This window comes from Rhizobium sp. RU35A, assembly GCF_900156005.1.
Taxonomy (GTDB): Bacteria; Pseudomonadota; Alphaproteobacteria; order Rhizobiales; family Rhizobiaceae; genus Neorhizobium; species Neorhizobium straminoryzae.
Genome location: NZ_FTMR01000009.1, coordinates 1 through 14,526, shown reverse-complemented (window position 1 = coordinate 14,526; position 14,526 = coordinate 1). Strand labels below are relative to the sequence as shown.

Genomic DNA, 14,526 nt, shown 5'->3' with positions numbered 1-14,526 from the left:
TTGCTGCGAAGCATGTATGCTTGATGCAAGCCGGTTCGATCCGCCGCAAGCACCACGGCGGATCGAACGGTAGAGGGTTATACCCGCTCGAGCGCCACGGCGATGCCCTGGCCCACGCCGATGCACATGGTGGAGAGCGCGTAGCGGCCGCCGGTGGCCTTCAGTTCCAGGGCGGCGGTGCCGGCGATGCGGGCGCCGGACATGCCGAGCGGGTGGCCGAGCGCGATGGCGCCGCCATTGCGGTTGACGCGGGCATCGTCATCGGCGATGCCGAGGTCGCGCAGCGTCGCGATGCCCTGGGATGCGAAGGCCTCGTTCAGCTCGATCACGTCCAGCTGGTCGACCGTCAGGCCCAGCCGGGCGAGCAGCTTCTTCGAGGCGGGCGCCGGGCCAAAGCCCATGATGCGCGGCGGAACGCCGGCGGTCGCGCCGCCGAGAATGCGGGCAATCGGCGTGAGGCCGTGCTTCTTCGCCGCCGCTTCCGAAGCGATGATCAGCGCGGCCGCGCCATCATTGACGCCGGAGGCATTGCCCGCGGTGACGGTGGCGCCCTCCAGGCGGTTGACCGGCTTCAGCTTGGCCAGCGCCTCCAGCGAGGTGGCGCGGGGATGCTCGTCGCGATCGACGATCAGCGGATCGCCCTTGCGCTGGGCGACGCTGACCGGGGTGATTTCCAGGGCCAGCCGGCCATTCGCCTGGGCTTCCGCAGCCTTGGCCTGGCTGCGCACGGCAAAGGCATCCTGGTCCTCGCGGCTGACCTTGAAATCGATCGCCACGTTGTCGCCGGTCTCCGGCATCGAATCCACGCCATACTGCTTCTTCATCAGCGGATTGACGAAGCGCCAGCCGATGGTGGTGTCGTAGATTTCCGCATTGCGCGAAAAGGCCGTCTCGGCCTTCGGCAGCACGAAGGGGGCGCGGCTCATGCTTTCCACGCCGCCGGCAATCATCAGCTCCGCCTCCCCTGCCCGGATGGCGCGGGCCGCGGTGATGACCGCATCCATGCCCGAACCGCAGAGCCGGTTGATGGTGGTGCCGGTGACGGAGACCGGCAGGCCGGCAAGCAGCGCCGACATGCGGGCGACGTTGCGGTTGTCCTCGCCCGCCTGGTTGGCGCAGCCGAAGATCACGTCTTCCACCGCCTCCCAGTCAAGCCCGGCATGGCGGGCGATCAAAGCTTTCAGCGGCACGGCGCCGAGATCGTCGGCACGCACGGAGGACAGCGAGCCGCCGAAGCGGCCAATGGGCGTGCGGATGTAATCGCAGATAAAGGCGTCTGTCATGATCTGTTCCTCAAAGCGCCGGCACGGTGAGATCGGCCACGGGGCCATCGGTGTGAAGGGGGGCGCCGGTCATCGCCTGCAATTCCTCCAGGCTCATGGCGGCAAGCTTTTCGCGCACCACGAACCGGCGGTCGCGGATATCGATGACGGCATGGCTGGTATAGACGCGGGTGATGCAGCCGACGCCGGTCAGCGGGAAGGTGCATTTCTCCACCAGCTTCGGCTTGCCATCCTTGGTGACATGTTCGGTGATGACGAAAACCTGCTTGGCACCATGTACCAGATCCATCGCGCCCCCGACGGCCGGCACGCCCTTGGAGCCGACGCGCCAGTTGGCGAGATCGCCGTTTTCCGCCACCTGATAGGCGCCGAGGATCGCCACATCCAGATGCCCGCCGCGCACCATGGCGAAGCTGTCGGCATGGTGGAAGAAGGCGGCGCCCGGCTTCAGCGTCACGGCCTTCTTGCCGGCATTGATCAGGTCCCAGTCCTCCTCGCCGGCGGGCGGTGCCTCGCCGAAATTCAGGATGCCGTTTTCGGTGTGGAAGATCGCCTGCCGGCCGGGCGGCTGGAAGCGGGCGACCATTTCCGGAAAGCCGATGCCGAGGTTCACATAGGCGCCGTCCTCGATATCCTGCGCGGCGCGCCAGGCGATCTGGGCGTTGGAGAGCTTGATGTCCTCGCGGGTGTTGAGCGTGGTGTCGGTCATACGTGGGCCACTCCGGCTCGGATGAGCTCTTCTTCCTGTTGCGGGTTTTCGACTTCGACGACGCCGTTGACAAAGATGCCGGGGGTGACGACCTGTTCCGGATCGATGCCGCCGGCCGGGACGATCTTCGAGACCTGGGCAATGGTGGTGGCAGCCGCCATGCACATCAGCGGATTGAAGTTGCGGCCGGCCTTGTTGTAGGTAAGGTTGCCGTAGGTATCGCCGAGCTGACCCTTGACGATGGCGAAATCCGCCTTCAGCCAGCGCTCCTGCACGTAGGCGCGTCCCTCGAATTCGGCGATCACCTTGCCTTCGGCCAGTTCGGTGCCATAGCCGGTCGGGGTGTAGAAGGCGGGGATGCCGGCGCCGCCGGCGCGGATGCGCTCGGCCAGCGTTCCCTGCGGCACCAGTTCCAGTTCGATCTCGCCGGCCAGATATTTGTCCGTGAAGGCGCGCGGATCCGACGAGCGCGGGAAGGAGCACACCATCTTCTTCACCATGCCGGCATCGATCATGGCGGCGATGCCGATGCGCCCGTTGCCGGCATTGTTGTTGATGACGGTGAGGTTCTTCGGGCTGCCGGTCGCGAGGAACCGGTCGATCAGCGCGTGGATGAGTTCGATCGGCGCGCCGGAGCCGCCGAAGCCGCCGATCATGAGGGTAGCCCCGTCATGGATGGCGGAGACGGCCTCTGCCACGCTGGCAAGGGTCTTGTCCATTCTGTCTCTCTCCCAAGGACATTCGAGATGGCAGCAGTTAGCGCCTTCGAGTTGCCAGCCGTCAACTTTTTTTGTGCGTTATTTGACTTTTGTTCATATATCGCACAATCTGACGTCCAGATGCCAGTATACGCGCACGGGGAGGGATCATGCGGGACACGGATTTCATCGGCGGCCTCGCCAAGGGCCTGCGCGTGATCGAGGCCTTCGGCGAGGCTGAGCCGCGGCTCTCCATCTCCGACGTGGCAAAGCTGACGGGCCTCGACCGCGCCACGGCCCGGCGCTGTCTGCTGACGCTCGCGGAACTCGGCTATGCCGATTACGACGGCAAATTCTTCACGCTGACACCGCGCATCCTCCGGCTTGGCCACGCCTATCTCTCCGCCACGCCGCTGCCGCACATCGTGCAGCCCTTCCTTGACCAGCTCTCCGAAACGGTCAGCCAGAGCGCATCGGTCAGCGTGCTGGACGGGGCGGAGATCGTCTATGTGGCGCGCGCCTCGCAGCGGCGGGTGATGTCGATCAACCTGATGCCCGGCAGCCGCCTGCCTGCCGCCTGCGCCTCCATGGGCCGCGTGCTGCTGGCGGCGCTGCCAGAGGCCGAGGCGCGTGCGCTGATCGGCCCCGCCCCCCTGAAAGCCTATACACCGCGGACCAAGACCGATCCGGAAGAGGTGATGGCAGAACTGGCGGAGGTGCGGGGCCAAGGCTACGCGGTGATCGACCAGGAGCTGGAGCTTGGCCTCTGTTCCATCGCCGTGCCGCTTGCCGATGCGAGAGGAAGGGTGGTGGCCGCACTCAACATCGGCGCCCCCGCTGCCCAGGTGGCCGCCGCCGGCATGGCCGACCGCTACCTCCCCGCCCTCCAGGCCGTCGCCCGCCAGCTGCGCCCGCTGCTGCGGCAGGGCTGAGGCGACTCACGGCGGGACTTGGCCTGTTGACAGCTGTCAACCGATTCGTTGGCGGGCGCACCGGTGGGGTGATGGAGGGGGTGCGACGACCCTGCCCGCTTCTCAAGGCGGCGTTTGCCTTTCCCCTCTCCCCTCTGTATCCTTGCGCGCAAAGGAGCATGATCATGTTGCTTGAGACGCTCGAAAAAAACCGCGCCGCCTTGATGCGGATCGGCCACCAAGCCGTAGAGCGCGGCGGGGCTGTTGGGCTTGTGCCGAGCTGCGGCGACCTGAAGGCAGACAAGACGACAGAAAGCGGGGATGCGCCGCATACTCCAAAGGCGAAACTGCCGGCGCGCGTCGCCAGACGATAGACGCTTATGCCGCCCGCCCATTGCATCGTGCTGGCCGGCCCGAACGGTTCGGAAAAATCCTCTTCCTTCGAGGCGCTGCGTCCGCCGGGCATCCTCGTCAACGTCAATGATATTGCCCGCTCGCTCGGCTCGGCTGCGTCCGACAGTGCGCGGGCCATTCGTGCCGGCCGCATGGCGATTGCACAGATCGAGGCGTTGATCGCCTCCAGGACCAGCTTCACGTTTGAAACGACGCTCAGCAGCCACCACGCGCTGGACGTAATGCGGCAGACACGCGCCGCCGGTTTTTCCGTCGGCCTGTATTATGTTATTCTGGATACGCCCGCGCGCTGCATCGAGCGGGTCGCGTTCCGCATTGCCACGGGCGGGCATCCCATTCCGCCGGGCGTGATCGTTCGGCGCTACGAGGCCTCGCTGGCGCATCTCCGCGAGGCCTTGCGGATGGCGGACGAGGTGGTCATCGTCGACAACTCGAACCTCACGCCGCGCATCCTGTTTGAGATTAAGAGCGCCGTCCTTCGCCGCCAGGACATCGAGCGGGACAATCCTCTTCATGACAGGTTGCAGGGCATCATCTCGGACGCCTATGGCCTGGCGATCTGACGAGACGACGGGCTGAGCGACATCTTGCGCGCCGCCGCGAAACATTCAAGGATGGCGGCCTTTCATCCCCGAATCCGGTTGCCGCTCATGACATCGTTCTCGCCCGAATTTTCCGATCGCTCCGCCACCATCGAAACCGCTGCTGCGGCGCTGAAGGAGGGCCTTGCCACGGCCCGGCAACTGGCGGAGGCGGCGCTGGCGCGGATCAACGATCCGGAAGGGGAGGGCGCGCGGGTCCATGTGCGGCGCAACGACCAGCGTGCGCGAAAACTGGCCGAGGCCTCCGATGCCGTTCGCGCGGCCGGGCATGTGCGGTCAGCGCTGGAGGGCCTGCCGATCTCGGTGAAGGACCTGTTCGATCTTGCCGGCGAGACGACGCTCGCGGGGTCCGTGGCGCTGAAAGATCAGCCGCCGGCCGCCGCCGATGCGCCGGTCGTGCAGCGGCTGGTCGCGGCGGGCGCCGTCATCACCGGCACCACCAATATGAGCGAGTTCGCCTTTTCCGGCATCGGCATCAATCCGCATTACGGCACGCCCAAAAACCCCTTCGACCGCGCCACCGGTCGCGTGCCGGGCGGCTCTTCCTCCGGGGCGGCCGTCTCGGTGACGGATGGCATGGCGATTGCGGCGATCGGGACCGATACCGGCGGCTCGATCCGCATTCCCTCGGCGCTCTGCGGCCTGACCGGCTTCAAGCCGACGGCGCGGCGCGTCCCGACGGCGGGCGTCGTGCCGCTGTCCACCTCGCTCGATTCGATCGGTCCGCTTGCCCGCAGCGTCACCTGCTGCGCGCTGATCGATGCGGTGATCTCCGGCGAAGGGCAGGGGGTGCCGGCGGCCTTGCCGATCCGTGGGCTGCGGCTTGCCGTGCCGCAGACCGTCGTGCTGGATGCCATGGACGCAACGGTGAGTGCCGTGTTTGCCCGCACGCTGTCGCGCCTCTCCGCCGCCGGTGCCATCCTCAGCGAGATCGCCGTGCCCGAATTTTCCGAGGTGGCCGGCATTTATGGTCGCGGCGGGCTGGTGGCGCCGGAAGCCTATTTCTGGCATCGCGACCTCCTGCAAAGGGCCGGCGACACCTACGATCCGCGGGTGAGGACCCGCATCCTGCGTGGCCGCGATCTTTCCGCGGCCGATTATCTCGATGCGCTTTCTGCGCGCGCCGACTGGCAGGCGCGGACCATGCACCGGCTTGGCGGTTACGATGCGGTGATCCTGCCGACCGTGCCCGTCATCGCGCCGGAAATCGCGCCGCTGCTTGCCGATGATGCCGCCTTCTTTGCCGCCAACGGGCTGGTGCTGCGCAATTCGACCCTCTTCAACTTCCTGGATGGCTGCGGCCTCTCGCTGCCTTGCCATGCGCCGGGCGAAGCGCCGGTCGGCCTGATGGTGGCGGGCCTGCCGATGCAGGACCGTTCGATCCTCGCGGCCGGCCTTGCCATCGAGGCGGTGCTGGCAGGGCAGGCGGGGTGAGGGCGGGGCATCAACCCGGCCCCTTGACCGCGTCCGTTCTCTGCGAAGATGATGCAGTGCATGAAGCAGTCTGTGGCGATCAGTTCTCATTCGCAGATGGCGCAAGCGCAAGCTGAAGGGGAGGGGAGGGCAGCGACAGACGACGGACATTCTTGCCCTCGACAGCCTGTGCGATTTCCTGCAAATATTTGCCACCATCCGCACATCTTTGGGGCCGGCCGATCGTGGCGCACGGAATAGGGGCAGCAGCGACAGGTAGAGGCAAGCAGGCGGGAACCACGCCCGCAAGCATTGGCGACGACACCTGATCGCCCCGCGCGCCCGGCGATTACTGTGTAAGTGATTGGTCGGACCAAATATTCTCCAAAATACGTGCAGAAAAGCCGGATTTACGGTCAAAGACGAAACTGGCAGGACCAATTACAGACCAGGCGCGCGAGACAGCTGCGCGCCTGGGCGAAAAGAACAACAAGCCGGCGCCGGGGAGGGGCGCCTCTGGCTGGGGTGACATATGACGAGACGTCTTCGGTGGCTGGGGCGCCGCCTTGAGCTGCGATCCTTCGGATTGATCCCCGAACACTTCAACCGCGTCGAGGGCTATCGGGCGGCGCTGGCCGTGGCCATGCCGCTCGGCCTTGCGCTGGCAACCGGTCACGCAGAATGGGGCTGGGCGGTGTTTGCCGCCTACTGGACCTGTCTTTGCGATGCGCCGGGGCCCGATACCTTGCGCAGCCGTCTGCTCGGCGTGTTCGTTGCGGGCGGCACGCTTGTGGCCTTTCTGGGGTCGTGGCTTGCCTCCTTTTTCCCCCATGCGGACATGGTCATCGGGCCGCTTCTGGTCTTTCTCGCGGTCGTTGCCGCGGCCCTTCTGCCCTATGGCGGGCTGGTCGGTACACTGCTTGCGGTCGTTGCGGTGGTCGCCGTCGGCTTTCCCCATCCCCTGCCGCAGGCGCTCGGCCAGTCATTCGCCTTTCTTGGGGGTGCCACCTGGGCCTATCTGCTGATCAATGTCGTCTGGCGGATCGATCCGCTGGCGCCGCTCCGCCGCGCCACCGAGGCGGTGACCGTCCGGCTGCTGGATATGGCCGACAATCTGGTGGCGCTCGGGGATGGGGCGCACCGCGATGCGGACTGGCACAGCGACCATGCCGAACACAGACGGGCCGTGCGCCTGGCCATCGAGCGGCTGCGCAGTCTGCTCGCGCGCTATGAAGGTGAAAACGGCGCCAGCCCCTCCGTGCACCAGGCGCTTGCCGCGGCAGAAACCACCTTCGGAACCCTGATTGCCCTCGACCAGGCCTATATCGACCGGGTGGGATTGCTTGGCGAGCGGCTGGCCACGGCGCAGGCGTGCCGAAAGGCTCTGCTTGCCTGGCATGTCACCCTACGTGCCGGAACGGAGGAACGCGCGATCGCCCGGGCGAGGGCGCGGGTGCGAGCGTTGCGCCATCACCTGACGGAGCCCGTCTTCGTGGGCTGCGCGCTCGCCCTCGAACGGGCACTCCACCGTCTTGCAGAGCCGCTGACCGCATCGGCTCCGGACTCCCTGCCGCCTGCGGGCCAGAAGGGCAGGGGAGACAGACTTCCCACACCGATGATCCGGCAGGCCGCGCGTCAGGCCGCCGGTCTGCTGGCCGTCTATGCGGTCGCGACGCTGTTCCAGCTCGGCTATCCCTATTGGGCGGCCATGGCCGTCATCGTCGTTCTGCAGGGCGGGCTTCGGATCACTTGGGCGCGGGCGCTGGAGCGGATTGCCGGCAGCCTGCTCGGCGGGCTGATCGCGCTGATGGTTCTGCAGGTCATCAGCGCCCAACTGCCGCTTTCGCTGCTGGCGGTGGCGCTCGCCGCAGCCTCCATCTCGCTGCGCTCCGTCAACTACACGATCTTCGTGGTGTTCCTGACGATGCTGTTCGTCTTCGTGACGGACATGCTGCATCCGGGCGCGGGCATCGCATCCGCCCGCATGCTCGACAATGTCATCGGCAGCGTGGCGGCCCTGCTCGCCGTCTTCCTGTTCTGGCCGGATTTCGGAACCGCCCTGTCGCTCCTTATCCGCGAGGGCATCGAGGCCAATGGCCGCTACCGCGACGCCGTGCTCACCGCCGAGCCGGCTGACTCCATCGAAAGGGCACGCCGCGAGGCGGGCGTGGCGAGCGTCGAGGCCGAAGTCGCCTTTCACGATCTCGGCGGCCTTCTGCAGCGCCTCGGCAACCGGGGCGCCGATGTCCACACGCTGCAGGACATGCGCAATCTCGCCGGCCGAGCCGCCATGGACTGGCATCGCCTGCTCGCCAATCAGGCGCCGGGGGAGGGCGAGAGGGATGTCGAGGACGACCGGCCGGTACGGCACTGAACAGCCGGCGGACCGATCTCCCCGCTGCGGCCCCGACAGGTCATCGCAAGGGCTCCGGCTTTCAGAGGGTGCCCGTCACGCGGCGGCTTGCCGCGCGATCGGTCTGTAAAGATTGCATTCAGCTTTTTACGGTAAAACTCTGTTAGCATTTGCCGTGAACCGCCCGTACCGGGCAGGCTTGCGGAGAGACACGCGCGTACAGAGTATTGGGTCCCATGCGTCATCCTGTCCTTTCGAGCCTTCTGCTTGCCTGCCTCATGATTGGCGGATGCCGTGCCAGTGGCACGGAGGATGTGCTGGCGGTGGGACCATCCGACGAGAAGACCGGCGCGATTACAGGCATCGCGGCGCCGGTGCCGATGGCCCAGGTAGGGCAGGTAGGGCAGACGGGGCCGGGACCTTCGATTGCCGCACCGCTTCCGCCGGCACCCATGCCGCAGGGCGCATCAGCCGGTGCGCAGCAGAAGGCGGGGCGTCTGGCATCTGCAGCCTCCGTTCCGGCCAGGACCGCGTCCGGCGTGACGCCCGGCCTTTCACAGACGCAGCAGGAACTCGCCGGTCCGGCAACCCAGGTGCCGCTGCCGGCTGCCGCCGTGGAAGTGGCGGACGCCTCGCAGCATCCGCAGGCGCTGGCCTGGGCCGGTGCCGTCCCGCAGCCGCCGGTTCTGGTCGGTCGACCGCCGATGGGGGGTATGCCGGTGCCGCAGGAACGGCCCGCCGCCTTTGCCACGCCGATGGCCATGCCGCCGGCCGAGCCGGCCATCCTGCGCGAACGGATCTACCGCCACCGCTTCAAGGATGCCAAGCCGATCAACTTCGGGCGCGCCTCGCCGCGCAATCATGCCGTCCACGGCGTGGATGTCTCGCGCTGGCAGGGCGATATCGACTGGCCGACGCTGCGCACCCAGGGCGCCAACTTCGCCTACATCAAGGCGACGGATGGCGGCGACCATCTGGACCCGATGTTCCGTGAGAACTGGCGTGGCGCGCATGCCGCCGGCATCCGCCGCGGCGCCTATCACTTCTTCTACTGGTGCCGGGTGGCGAGCGAACAGGCCGAATGGTTCATCCGCAACGTGCCGCGCGATCCATCCGCGCTGCCGCCGGTCATCGATGTCGAATACAACGGCGATTCCGCGTGCAAGCGCCGGCTGACACCGGCCCTGGTACGCGAAAAGATGCAGGTCTTCATGGACCGGCTGGAGCGCCATTACGGCAAGCGGCCGATCATCTATACCGCCCCGGATTTCTATGCCGATCACCTGCAGGGCGCCTTCCCGCATCATCACTTCTGGCTGCGCTCGGTCGCCGCACACCCCTCGAAGGTCTATCCGGGCCGCAACTGGCTGTTCTGGCAGTATTCCGGCTCAGGCCTTTCGCAGGGCGTCGACGGCAAGATCGATCTCAACGTCTTCCGCGGATCCGAGGCGGACTGGCACCGTTTCGCCGGCTGACATTGCCGCCTCGCGCATCGAGGGATGTTTGCCGAGACACGCGCGTCACGTGTTCAGCTTCGTGCAAGCTTCGAAAGGCATTGTTTACCCAGTCCACGAGGACGGCGGTGATTCGGGGCGGACGAATCACCGCACATTCTTTCCACTGGACATGCAGTTTTAGCGCGATGCAAACGAACCAATTTCGCCAAAAAAGGGAAATTGGTTCGCCGCGCTGACGGCACAGACTAATTTTTTTCAGAGCAGCAGACGCCCGATTGGCGCTTGCCCGCCCCACACGACGTGCTGCCTCCCAATGCCTCGGCGGGTCGCGCGGCAATGTTCGGAAACGATCGACTTCTCTCCCCATCATAGTGCCAAAATGGCGCTCGATGCGCACCACGTCTCCAAACTCCCCCGGCAGACTCCAATTTCGTCCCGCGACGATTCAGTGTCGGACACATTAAAGTCCCATTTTGAACCGTCATCCGTTTTCTATTGTCCATCAGGGACCATGGCACCTGCCATCTCCTGTCGGCACGTTGATTTGCAGCCGTCACTATCCAAAATTGCGGCGAAAATACTGCACTTCTATTTGAATCCGTGCCCGTCCCATCCAAGCAACCCGGTTCGTCCGGAACCGGCGCCCGGCTGCCGCGCTTTGTTTCCGAATGTCTCCGCAAGGGGAAGGGGGGAGGCTGCGCGCACGGGTTGTCCGGCCGGGCGCCGCACAAACCGGAGTCACACAAAAATTGCTTTGCAACAGGAATCCGATGCTGTAGACCGCAGCCCACCAGAAAACAGGCGCCATTCGTGAAGGCATTGAACCTGTTGGGTAATTCTAAATTAGTGCACAGCGGGCCTGCAAAGGATCTGTTAACGATTCCTGAAGGAGTTACGGTATACAAAAGGTTCAGAAGCCGGTGCGCGACAGGCCGGTTTTCTGTCGAACAGAGACAGGATGTCTTCCGTTTCGGCAGGATTTGAACTTGCCTGTGGCCTTGCTCACGGAGTGTTCAACCTCAGTTTCCAGTCCCTATGCTGCAAGGACACTATAGTTCGTCCCATTGACAATAATCGAAGCGGTCCGGTAAAAATAAATCATATTTTTGATGGATCGACTGACGCGACAATTCTGGAAAGCTCTCGGGCTTTCTGATCGAAATCACCGACGGAAAAGGATCCCTTCATGCAGGGTGAGATCAGCTATGATGGCTGTGATCCGGGGTATGGTGAACGTGCGATGTTTCTGCACAAACCCTACCCGGACCGGAAAGCGGTCAACTTCTCTGGCACGTCGAACGGCGTTTTCCGCCCGTTTGCCAATGAAGTGAATGGCGCAGTCTGTTACGCCGGTGGCGTGTCGGGCAGTGTCTATATGATCAGCTGGAGCCGCTCCTCATGAACGCCGCCGGTTCGGTTTTCATCGTCATCGACAATCTTGACGACATTTCCTCGCATTTCGGTGAGGGCGTTGCCGCCCGCGTGCTGGCTGAAGTGGCCCGCCGCCTGGAGCGCACGCTGCATGTGCCGTTTGCCGTGGAACCCTGGGGCCTTGCCGCCTCGCCCTTCGACTTTGCGGACGGCATGCCGATCTGGTCGCGCGTCGACGAGGCCATCTGCAGCGCCGCCAGCCTTCCGATCGCTGTCGGCAACAACCGCATCGTCGTGGCACTCAGCCATTCGGCATCGCTGCCGGAACTGACGGCAGTGCGCCGCACCGCCTCGCAGAACAGCGCCCAGGACTATCGCATCGACATGAGCGCGGCAGCCCTTGCCTATGACGCCCTGTTCAACGCCCGCTTTGCCCTGGTCGAGCAGCCCGTGTGCCGCGCCGGTTCGGAAAGCGACGTGCTCTATTCGGAATGTGTCGTGCGCCTCAGCGATGAGGATGGCCGCGTGGTGATGCCGGGCGTCTATGGCCCGGCGCTTGAGCGCCTCGGCCTGACGCGCGTGTTCGACCGCAGGATCGCGGAAGCCGTGATCTGTGAACTGCGCCGCCGACCGGATGTCGTGCTCGGCTGCAACATGTCGGTTCTGTCCGCCTCGGTGGATCTGTGGTGGCGCGTCACCTTCCCGCGTCTGCTGAGCGAAGCCGGCATCGGCCATCGCCTGGTGATCGAGATTGCCGAGACCGTGCGTCCCTACAGCTTCGAGACCATCATCGACTTCGTCAGCCATGTGCAGCAGGCCGGCTGCCGCGTCGCACTCGATGATTTCGGAACGGGGTTCAGCTCCATCGGCTATGCGCGTCACACGCGCTTCAACATCATCAAGATCGATGCCGCCCGCATCCGCACCCGGGGTTCGGATGCACCGCAGCTGCTCGGTCATCTCATTTCGCTCGCCCGCCACGTGGCGGATGAAGTCGTGGTCGGCGCCGTGGAATGCGACGTTGATCTGGCCGGTGCCCGTGCAGCCGGTGCCCAGTGGGTCCAGGGCTTCCTGTTCGGTCGTCCGCACATGCCCCCGCAGCCACTCGAGCGGCGCATGCCACCCATGGAGCCGCGCACGGAAGCGCGGATGGAACAGCGGCGGGCGCTCGCCCGGGCCGGGGCTGCCCGATGAAGTCCCTTCCGGCCGTGCTTCTTCTCGTCGCGGCCGTCTGTGAGGTCGCGCTGGTGGCAGCGGTGGTGATGGGCCAGTATCAGCTGGCACTGGAGATCATCGCCTGCGGCAGCCTGTTTCTCTGGGCGGTTCTGGCCTTCTTCGGCAAGGACCTGCTTGCAGCGCGCCGTGACAGCGAACATGATCGCTACATGGCGCATGTTGCCGGTCGCTATGCGCGCTATGGCGTGCGCCGCGCACCCATGGTGCGCAAGCGCGCCCTCTCAACACCCGTTTCCCTGCCCGTCGTGCTCGCCACGATCGCCGGTGCCAGCGTCACCGGTGCTGCGGCAGGCTTTGTCATGGCCGGCGACGTTGCCATGGCGAGTGCCGTCTGCTGTGCAGCAGCCCTCGGAGCACTCGCGGTCTATTGTGGCCAGCCCCGCCGCGGCGGGGAGGGCAGTGCGCAGCGACCGTCGCTTCGCCCGCTATTTCGCCGCCGCTGACCGACACGCAGGCAAGGGCTATCGTCCGGTCGATGGAACCGGTGAGTCTGTCTTGCTCTTGGCTTGCAGGAAAGAGCCGCCGCGTGATGTCCTCGGATGCGAAGGACGGGGAGACGGTGCACAGGATGGCGTCAGCCGGTCGCGATTCCGGCAGCCATCGCTCGGACCAAAAGGCCCGCAGGACTTACAGCACGCCGCTGTTCAGCAGATAGATCACGGTAATGAGACCGGCAATGAACAGCAGGCCGATCTTCTCGTAGTTCGGTGCGATTTCCATCATTCCTCTCTTTGTGAATCCGAATGTAGGCAAGTTCTAATGTTGCTTTTAACCGGGTGTTCACGATGATGAAATTGCGCGTTTTTGGGAGTGATTTTCTTGGGGAACGCCTTTCAGGTTCGGTTCAGCTTGCGTCGACGTCGATGAAGGCACTCGGTTTTGCAAGCGTTTCCAATGCCTTGCGATCAGTCAGTCGGATCGTTGATCCGCTCACCAGCACGCCATAGGGCTTCAGGGTGCGCAATGCGCGCGAGAGGTTCTCCGGCGTCATACCCAGAAGCGAGGCGAGAATCCGTTTCTCATAGGGCAGTTCCAGCACGCCATGGCCGCCCTGTTCGGCCTCGTAGCGGATGAGGCGATTGGCAAGCCTCTCCACCGAGGAGCGCAGCTTGATGTTCTTGTGCTCCTTCACCACCCCGCGATACCGCGTGGCAAGTTCCGAAACGATGGCACGGGCAAAAGCCGCGTCTTCCTCGAAAGCCAGCCGCACATCCGCAGCCGGCACCAGCAGGATCCGCGAGCGCGCGATGGTCCGGGCCGCCATCAGATAGACCGCATCCTTCAGCACGGCCGCCAGGATGAAGGTTTCCACCGGGCGCAGCACGGCCATGGTTTCCTCCCGCCCGTTGGCGGCGGCATACAGTTCCACCGCCCCCTCCACCAGCACATAGAGAAAATCCGCGGTGTCGCCTTCGTGGATCAGGGTCAGATGCGCCGGAAAGGTCTGCAGATAGGCCGCCTGCATCAGACGCTCGAAGCTCTGCTCGCTCATGGTCTCGAACAGGCCGAGCGCCTTGACCTGGGGCAGTTCCGAGGATCGCATCCTGTCCTCCTCCTTGAGGGTTTTCACGTCACGGATTGATCAATGTCATGCCGCCCTGTCCTGATATCCGGCTGGTGCCTGATCTCTGCCCAGCCCGCCCTTGCGGTTGCGGCGCTGCCTTCTTGTTTCTCAAAACGGGCAGGCGAGAGTTGATGTAAATCAAGCAGGATTGACCTCTCCCCGTAGCAAGCTCCTCCGCAACGAAAGCAATGGCTTTCCTTTCGGGGACAAGGGGCTTTATCCAATGCATGCTTGCCATCCGCTACGACCGCGCGCCTTGTTTCTGGCGCTGCGGTTCCAGCCAGCTTTTGCGGCGCAAGCAGTGGATATGCGGCTCCGTGCTTTTTCCATCTCGGTGTGCCGATGATTTTTCTCGGCCACCTTGTCGGTCTGCTGCAGCTTTCCCGCCATGCCGCCGCGCTGTTTGCGGCGGGTGTGAAATGTGGCGGAGGAGTTGGAATGTCCGCTGTGCTGCAAAGTAGAAATGTCCGCAGCAGTCACTACACAGCACCACGATCAGCCCCGATCTGAGCGGC

13 protein-coding genes and 1 pseudogene are annotated in these 14,526 nt (G+C 64.8%); 10 read left to right on the top strand and 4 right to left on the bottom strand.

The features are described from left to right. Positions 1 to 77 precede the first annotated feature (77 nt). Genes pcaF through F3H95_RS18965 form a run of 3 tightly spaced genes read right to left on the bottom strand, consistent with a single transcriptional unit; the run spans position 78 to position 2,711 of the window. Complete coding sequence (gene pcaF / locus F3H95_RS18975) at positions 78 to 1,283, bottom strand: 3-oxoadipyl-CoA thiolase (protein WP_142880372.1); 1,206 nt, start codon at positions 1,281 to 1,283, stop codon at positions 78 to 80. 10 nt (positions 1,284 to 1,293) lie between these two features. After that, entirely contained in the window at positions 1,294 to 1,992 is a 699-nt protein-coding gene (locus F3H95_RS18970) for a CoA transferase subunit B (protein ID WP_142880371.1), read from the bottom strand. Continuing rightward, on the bottom strand, positions 1,989 to 2,711 hold the full coding sequence (locus tag F3H95_RS18965) for a 3-oxoacid CoA-transferase subunit A (RefSeq protein WP_149747145.1): 723 nt from the start codon (positions 2,709 to 2,711) through the stop codon (positions 1,989 to 1,991). The genes F3H95_RS18970 and F3H95_RS18965 overlap by 4 nt, the downstream gene beginning before the upstream one ends. A gap of 149 nt (positions 2,712 to 2,860) precedes the next feature. On the opposite strand from F3H95_RS18965, the gene F3H95_RS18960 reads away from it, so the two are divergent. The 9 genes from F3H95_RS18960 to F3H95_RS18920 all read left to right on the top strand — a co-directional run bounded on the left by F3H95_RS18960 (position 2,861) and on the right by F3H95_RS18920 (position 12,890). Continuing rightward, complete coding sequence (locus tag F3H95_RS18960) at positions 2,861 to 3,622, top strand: IclR family transcriptional regulator (RefSeq protein WP_149747144.1); 762 nt, start codon at positions 2,861 to 2,863, stop codon at positions 3,620 to 3,622. Between the two features lie 164 nt (positions 3,623 to 3,786). After that, complete coding sequence (locus F3H95_RS18955; protein WP_149747143.1) at positions 3,787 to 3,975, top strand: hypothetical protein; 189 nt, start codon at positions 3,787 to 3,789, stop codon at positions 3,973 to 3,975. A gap of 6 nt (positions 3,976 to 3,981) precedes the next feature. After that, positions 3,982 to 4,578, top strand: a complete 597-nt coding sequence (locus F3H95_RS18950; protein WP_149747142.1) for a zeta toxin family protein — start codon at positions 3,982 to 3,984, stop codon at positions 4,576 to 4,578. An 87-nt stretch (positions 4,579 to 4,665) separates the two neighbouring features. Then, the gene (locus tag F3H95_RS18945; RefSeq protein WP_149747141.1) at positions 4,666 to 6,051 is read left to right on the top strand and encodes an amidase; all 1,386 of its coding nucleotides are present in this window, start codon (positions 4,666 to 4,668) and stop codon (positions 6,049 to 6,051) included. A gap of 511 nt (positions 6,052 to 6,562) precedes the next feature. After that, positions 6,563 to 8,404 carry an FUSC family protein gene (locus F3H95_RS18940; RefSeq protein WP_149747140.1) on the top strand — a complete coding sequence of 614 codons (1,842 nt, stop codon included), beginning with the start codon at positions 6,563 to 6,565 and terminating at the stop codon, positions 8,402 to 8,404. A gap of 215 nt (positions 8,405 to 8,619) precedes the next feature. Continuing rightward, entirely contained in the window at positions 8,620 to 9,858 is a 1,239-nt protein-coding gene (locus F3H95_RS18935) for a GH25 family lysozyme (RefSeq protein WP_188134429.1), read from the top strand. 1,168 nt (positions 9,859 to 11,026) lie between these two features. Further along, a complete protein-coding gene (locus tag F3H95_RS18930) occupies positions 11,027 to 11,242 on the top strand; it encodes a hypothetical protein (protein WP_142880365.1) in 216 nt (71 codons plus the stop codon). Next, positions 11,239 to 12,405, top strand: coding sequence for an EAL domain-containing protein (locus F3H95_RS18925; RefSeq protein WP_149747139.1), 1,167 nt, complete (start codon positions 11,239 to 11,241; stop codon positions 12,403 to 12,405). The genes F3H95_RS18930 and F3H95_RS18925 overlap by 4 nt, the downstream gene beginning before the upstream one ends. Beyond that, positions 12,402 to 12,890: a hypothetical protein gene (locus F3H95_RS18920; RefSeq protein WP_149747138.1), complete on the top strand. Its 489-nt coding sequence runs from the start codon at positions 12,402 to 12,404 to the stop codon at positions 12,888 to 12,890. Before F3H95_RS18925 ends, F3H95_RS18920 begins: the two co-directional genes overlap by 4 nt. A gap of 401 nt (positions 12,891 to 13,291) precedes the next feature. On the opposite strand, the gene F3H95_RS18915 is transcribed toward F3H95_RS18920, so the two are convergent. After that, entirely contained in the window at positions 13,292 to 13,990 is a 699-nt protein-coding gene (locus F3H95_RS18915; RefSeq protein ID WP_149747137.1) for a cyclic nucleotide-binding domain-containing protein, read from the bottom strand. A 209-nt stretch (positions 13,991 to 14,199) separates the two neighbouring features. Here F3H95_RS18915 and F3H95_RS18910 point away from each other — a divergent pair. Next, positions 14,200 to 14,386, top strand: a pseudogene (locus F3H95_RS18910) (respiratory nitrate reductase subunit gamma); the annotation flags it as partial. Positions 14,387 to 14,526: the final 140 nt, after the last annotated feature.